Here is a 6566-nt window from a genome sequence, read left to right as displayed (position 1 = left end):
CATTACCTTCTTCATCGCGGATGGAATCCGCGCCGATGCGTTCGACCTCACCAGCAAGGTCGCCGTAAACCGTATAGTCATAGGCCGTCACCTGTATGCGAGCGTCCTGTCCCGGATGAATAAAGGCAATGTCTTGCGGCCGCACTCTGGCTTCTACCAGGAGGGTGTCGTTGACGGGCACAATTTCAATTAGTGTCTCACCAGGTTGGATGACAGCGCCTATGGTCTTCAGGGGAATAGCATTGATCACGCCATCGACAGGCGCGCGCAGCACAGTCCTTGCCGCCTTGTCCCGTAGCTGGCGGACTGTTTCGCTTAGGACGGCGAGTTCACTCAGGCTTTCGACGTATTCCTCATGAGCTTTTGCTTGAAAGGAGGAGTTCAGAGACGCGATTTTCTGGTCTGCTTCACGAATGCTTGCTTCAATCCTAGGTAATGTCGCCGTAAGTGTACTCCACTCCCGCTTGTCCTGCTGAGCCTGCCTCTCGAGTTTCAAATACTCCAGAACCGGCATGGCGCGGGCGTCCCTGAGCTTGCCTGCAACCTCGAGCTCTCTTTCTGACAGGGCGAGTGCGGTCTGAGCAGCAGAAATTTTCAACAGCGTTTCCTCGCGCTCAAAGAGGCGTTGCTGTTTCTGTTCCTCGGCAATAGCAGTTTCTTTGGCAAGCGTATCCCGCCGGATGACGAGAAGGCTCTGTTCTCCCCGAAGAATGGTGTCCGGCACGTGGCCCAAAAGACCGAAATCCGGATCTGTGCCCTTAATTTCTGCTTCCAAGCGTGCTTTTCGGGCGGAAAGATATGCAATGCGTTCTTCAACTTCGCCTAGCTTGGAAAGGGCGGCAGTGTCGTCGACCCGCATCATCACCTGCCCCTGTTGCACCAGGTCGCCCTCCCTAACCGCAACCTCCGCGATGAGCCCCGCATCAAGCGACTGCACCACCTGGTTGTTCTGCGCGGCGATGATCTTTCCGTCCCCTCGCGTGACCTCTTCTAAGACGGTTGAAGAGGCCCAAGCATATCCAAGTCCCAAAAGGGTAAACAGCATGCCGAGTAGCACCCAGGTCCTGCGGCCTGAGGGTCTAACGAGCGCCCGCCGGACGTCATTAGCAAAACGGTCTTCAACTGCTCTTTGCATCCGCTTTGACCTGGTGAACCGGTTTTTGGAAGGAGGCAAGTTTTTGGAGGACCAGATCACGCGGTCCGTCGAGTGCAAGTCGGCCGCGATCAAACACGAGAATCCGATCTACATGTGCCAGCGCGGCCTCCTTGTGAGTGGCAATTAGCAAGGCAGTTCCCTGTCGAGCAATCTCGGCAAGTTGTCCCATCAGCTCCCGCTCGGCCTGTTTGTCCATAGCTGCAGAGGGCTCATCCAGGAACAGAAAAGAGGGAGGGGATAGGAAGATCCTAGCCAGCGCGATCGATTGTCGTTGTCCACCCGACAAATTCCGACCGCGTTCCAACACATCCATGTCCAAGCCCTTATCGTGTTGAGCAAGGTGGCGTTCCAGTCCAGATTGGCGGACCGCAGCCAGCAGCGCGTCGTCGTCAGCAAACGGTTGGGACATCAAGAGGTTGTCGCGCACGGTTCCGGAAAAAATATCCGGATCCTGTCCGCAGTACCTGACTGCCTGACGCAATGTGGCGGGTCCGAACTGCCGGCAATCGATCCCGTTGAAAAGAACTTGACCGGTAGAGGGATCTACCAGACCGGAGAGCGCCCGTCCGAAAGTCGATTTCCCCGCACCTACAAGACCAACAATTCCGACACGTTCCCCCGCTTGAAAGCGAGTGCTGACCTTTTCAAGAGCGGGCATGGCCTGGCCGGGGTACTGAACGCCAATGTCGCGGATCTCCAGACTTGATCCTGCGCGGATGGGAGCTGGCAAGGCGAGACCGGCCCCATTGCGGTCGGCGGGCAACGCCATGAATGCGTTGAGGCTTCTTACGGCCGAGCGCGCCTGTGATAGGCGGCTTAGGGTCTGGGCAACGTTTGCAAGCGGCGCAAGGACACGGCCGGCCAATAGGTTGGTGGCGATGACGGCGCCCATGGTGATTTCGCCATCGAGGATCAAAAAAACACCCCAAACTGTGACGGCGATGGTCGTCACCTGTTGGACCGACGTGAGTACCGAGAGGGCAATGCTGTTCCAGAACCGCGCCTGGGCGGCGGAGCTTGCTGAAAGTGCGACATTACGGTCCCATTTGCGCCGGAGCCATGAGGCTGCCCCGATCGACTTAACGGTCTCAAGGCCGGATAGGGTCTCGAACAAGAGGCCATGGCGGCGGCCGCTGTCCTGCTGGCTGCGCCGCACAGCGCTTTCCAGTGGTAGTTGGCACAAAATCGTGACCACGAGAACCAACGGGACAGCGGCGCCGACAACATATGCGAGCGGACCGACAAGCAGCCAGATCACATAGAGGAACAAGCCGATAAACACGGTGTCCATTAGCGCGATCACAGTGCTGGATGTGATCAGGTCACGCACCGTGTCGAATTCGCGGATCTGGTTCGATAGGTCTCCCGAAGAGTTGGGCCGAGTTGTCAGTTTAATCGCCAGAAGGTGGTCAAAAAGTCGGCCGGAAATTGCCATGTCGACCCGCCGTCCGGTCTGGTCGACGATGCTTGTGCGCAGAAGTCGCAGGAAAAAGTCAAACACCAATGCTAAAGCAACGCCCGCGGTCAGCGTCCACAAGGTGGGGATCGCCAGGTTCGGCACAACCCGGTCATAGACATTCATCGTGAACAGCGGTGCGGCGAGCCCGAGCAGGTTCACAAATAAACCGCAAAGCGCCACCTGAAGGTAATTCGGCCAGAAAATACTGACCGCTGACCAGAACCAGCGAGACGGTTTTGCTTCGAACGCATCGTTGGTCGGGTCGTATGATGCCGTACCAAATTCTGGCGTAAGGAAAACACAAAGGCCGGTATAGTCCTGATTAAGTTGTTTCGAGGACAAAGTGCGTGTTGTTTCAAGCGGCGACGGCATGAAAATCACGAGTTTATCTGAACTCGTCCGCTCTTTCAAAACCACGAAAGATCCGTCTTTCAGCGTCAGAAGAACCGGAAATGTTACCGCCGGTATTGCGATCAGCCGGCGCTGTTCTGACCGAGTGACCAACCCTAGGCGACCAGCTGCTTCTTCAAGGTAGTCGATTGTTAATCCGGTAGAAGTGGCAGGAAGGCCGTGCGCGATTTCCAAAGCGTTGGCGGATAAGCCGTGCAACTTGGCGACATGGACCAAGCACGCCAAAAGACCGTTATCAGGAAGCCTAACCTGCTCGTTGCCATGGACGTCTTCGGACTGCAACAACGCTCCACTCCCAACGGGGCTATTTTCTGTAAAACGCCGGGAGCTTCGATCTGTTGGGTACCGGTCGCATCCGGTTTGAGGTGCGCCGGGACTTCCTTCCAACACGCAACCGGCTCCTGATTCAGTCAAGCGGTTTCAGGTAAAGACCATTTGAAAGTGCAAAGCCCAAAGGATTGTTAGGCTGCTGCAAAAGCTGGTGCTGCTCGGGCGGTTGCACGTTGAAGTAACTCAGCAATTTGCCAGTGGCCGCAAGCAGCTGATAGCGCGAATAGTGCGCAATGGATTGGGTGCTTGTCAGTTCGATGCGTACGTTAAATCGGTTGCTTTCAGCCGTCATGAGATCGAAGTAGCTGCGCGTTCCCGCCTCGTACTCCCGTTTAAATGCGGCCACCATTCGATCCGCTTCGGCGAGTTGGGCACGAAGATCACTGGCCTGCTCATCGACCGTGACTTTCTTAACCCATGCGTCTCGAACAGCAAGATCGACGTCTCTTCGGATCTGGTCCAGCTGGTGTTTGCGAGCCGAAACCTCTTCCACACGTTCGCGTTCGCGGGCGTTCTTGATGCCTCCGTCAAATAGGTTCCATGCAACACGCACCCCGACAAAATACTCGTTGTTCAGTCCGGACGTTCCGCCGACGTCTTCACCGACGGAGGCGCTACCGTCTAGGCTAAGAGTTGGATAGTAGTCGCTCCGCGCCCTCTTGCGTTCGAACTCGGCTTGCTCAACGGCCATTTCACTAGATTTTAAAGCGGGATGACTGGCCCTTGCTTTTGCGATTGCCTGACCAACGGAATTCGGCAGTGTCTTCGGGTAGGCTGGAGCGGTCAGGCGTTGTGGCGCGATACCGACGATTGACTCGTATTTCGCATCTGCCAAACCGACCGCTTGGCGCACATCCGCAATTACCTTTTCTGCTGCCCGCAGGCGCTCTCGGGCCTGGGCAACATCGCCGCCTGTGGCCCCACCATTTTCAAATGAGCTAGTAATTTGCGACAGATATGATCGGTGGATGTCGACATTGTTTTTGGCGATCAAGAGAATGTTTCGATGCCTGATTACATCGAGATATGCCTCAGTCGCCGCAAGTGCGGTTTGTTCGGTCTCGTCCAGGACTGCATATGAGGATGCGTTGAGGCTGGCGATACGTGAATAAACATCATTCGCGCGCTTAAACCCATTGAACAGGACTAGACTTGCTGTAAGGTCAGCCTGGCGTTTGGTTTTCCATTCCCGATTTTCATCGACAGAAAGAGAATTCGGTTTGTCGACGTACTGCGGACCGATCGCGGCAGCCAGGTCAACAGTCGGCGAGTATCGGCCGACAGACTGGCGGAGCCGGGCGGCCTCCATCCTGTAGTTGCTGCTTGCTTCTAGAACTTTCGGGTGATTCTGCGTTGCGGATTGAACTGCTTCCTGCAAGTGCACCGTCTGTGCAGACGCCGGCACGGATAGTGTTAGGTATGACAATATCAATATTAAAATGGAACGCATACTTACCCCCGACACAATACTTCGGGTACTAGTGCATCCGCTTTGCTACGTTAGTGTGACTGGAATGTGAGGTTTTTACTGCAGATACTGACCTGCCCCTCCGGAGTGGTTCGATTCGATCATTAGTGCATGCTCGGGTTTTGATCCATTGGGATTATGGCTTCCGGTGTCAGTGGTCCAAGGCGCTTTGTGGGCCCTTGATAATGTAGTGTTTCCTCCATTGCTCGATCAGGGCTTTTTACCTTTTTCAGGGAGTAGAAGGTTTTTTCGTCCAGAGTTTATCTCGGAAACGGGCGTCGAAGAAATCGCAGTAACCTCTCTCGCATGGCGAAACTGGACCTGTCCCGGATTTGTACCGCTCCTTTGACTTGGTATTTTGCCACAAAGGAGAATGTTCATGGCATCACGTCACGGCGCGGAGTTTCGCGCAGAAGCCGTAGGGATCGCGCTGACCAGCGGCTTGTCTCGTAGGCAAGTCGCCCAAGATCTTGGTGTTGGTTTCTCGACACTGGACCGTTGGATACAGCATATCCGGCGCGATCCTGAGAAACCGGCCACCCAATCTGACCTTGAAAAGCAGAGAGCGAAGCTTCGCCGAGAAAACCGCCTGCTCCGGGAGGAGAGGGAGGCGTTAAAAAGGCCAGCCATTTCTTTGCGGAAAGAAGCAAATGAGGTTTTCATTCATCGCGGAGAACCAAGGTGTTTTTCCGGCTTCCAGATTATGTCAGATCATGAACGTCAGTCCCCGGGGCCACCGTTTCTGGCGGGATCGCCCTGTAAGTGACCGGAAGCGTCAGGATTTGGTCTTGCTTGCTCAAATCCGAGAGCAATTTCGGTTTTCGCCTGGCAGCTATGGGCGTCCTCGCATGACCGAACACCTGAAGGCGCTCGGACTTGATGCCGGTCATCGGGGTATTGGACGGCGGATGCGTTAGAATGCGATCACCGTGACAAGGAGCAAGAAGTACAAGGTGACAACCGACAGCAATCACAAGTTCAACATCGCGCCAAATCTGCTGAACCGTGACTTTTCTGCTGACCGGCCGAACCGGAAATGGGCTGGCGACATCAGCTATGTGTGGACCTGGGAGGGCGGCTCTACCTGGCCGTTATCCTCGACCTGCATTCCAGACGTGTCGTAGGTTGGGCTGTCAGCAACCGGATGAAACGCGATCTGGCCATCCGGGCTCTGAATATGGCCATCGCCTTGCGCCGTCCGCCCAGGGGCTGCATTCACCACACGGACCTCGGTAGCCAATATTGCTCTCACGACTATCAGAAGCTTCTGCGCCAGCATGGCTTCCAGGTCTCAATGAGCGGCGCTGGACGCGGCGGGAACGGCGGCCCCGGGGGCACTGGCGAAGTGGGAGGCCGAGGTGGAAACGGTGGTGACGGTGGAACTCTCACCTTGATTGGCGTGCCAGTTAGTCAAATCGACTTTAAAGGGAACAGTGGCACGGCAGGTGCAGGAGGAAATGGCGGCGAAGGAGGCCCAGGCGGTTCTGGTGGCAGTGGAGGCGCACCCCGTGGCTTCTGCAGTGGAAGTGGCCCTAGGGGAGCAGACTGCCCAAGGGGGCGGCGGAGCCGGTTGGCCCCAGCGGTCAATCAGGTCAACAGGGCTCGCCTATTGCAAGTGGTGATTAAGACGCGCGAAGTAAAGCGGCATGACAAGGGTCACTTCCGTAGAAACAAGCTCCATACCGCCACGCAGGTGTTCGACCTGATCTGTTACCCGCCGCTAACGCAGCATGGTTAGGCGG

6 protein-coding genes are annotated in these 6566 nt (G+C 56.0%); 3 read left to right on the top strand and 3 right to left on the bottom strand.

Features of this window, described 5'->3' with window-relative positions; genetic code table 11:
* From E1180_RS14325 to E1180_RS14315, 3 genes are all read right to left on the bottom strand, one after another.
* The coding region (locus E1180_RS14325; protein ID WP_196220603.1) for an HlyD family type I secretion periplasmic adaptor subunit at positions 1–1045 on the bottom strand (1045 nt) is incomplete at its 3' end.
* Between the two features lie 73 nt (positions 1046–1118).
* Positions 1119–3311, bottom strand: coding sequence for a type I secretion system permease/ATPase (locus tag E1180_RS14320; RefSeq protein WP_196220602.1), 2193 nt, complete (start codon positions 3309–3311; stop codon positions 1119–1121).
* A 121-nt stretch (positions 3312–3432) separates the two neighbouring features.
* Positions 3433–4734, bottom strand: coding sequence for a TolC family outer membrane protein (locus E1180_RS14315; protein ID WP_196220601.1), 1302 nt, complete (start codon positions 4732–4734; stop codon positions 3433–3435).
* Positions 4735–5203: 469 nt separating this feature from the next.
* Between E1180_RS14315 and E1180_RS22780 the strand changes: the two genes are divergently transcribed.
* From E1180_RS22780 to E1180_RS22770, 3 genes are all read left to right on the top strand, one after another.
* Positions 5204–5590, top strand: coding sequence for a transposase (locus E1180_RS22780; RefSeq protein WP_425280920.1), 387 nt, complete (start codon positions 5204–5206; stop codon positions 5588–5590).
* Positions 5475–5741, top strand: a complete 267-nt coding sequence (locus tag E1180_RS22775) for an IS3 family transposase (RefSeq protein ID WP_425280918.1) — start codon at positions 5475–5477, stop codon at positions 5739–5741. The genes E1180_RS22780 and E1180_RS22775 overlap by 116 nt, the downstream gene beginning before the upstream one ends.
* Before the next feature lie 119 nt (positions 5742–5860).
* Complete coding sequence (locus tag E1180_RS22770; RefSeq protein ID WP_155191886.1) at positions 5861–6562, top strand: DDE-type integrase/transposase/recombinase; 702 nt, start codon at positions 5861–5863, stop codon at positions 6560–6562.
* Positions 6563–6566 lie beyond the last annotated feature (4 nt).

This window comes from Roseibium denhamense (assembly GCF_009711415.1).
In the GTDB taxonomy this organism is placed as follows: domain Bacteria; phylum Pseudomonadota; class Alphaproteobacteria; order Rhizobiales; family Stappiaceae; genus Roseibium; species Roseibium denhamense.
The sequence above is the reverse complement of the archived record's forward strand: the minus strand, read 5'-3'. Positions and strand labels throughout refer to the sequence as shown.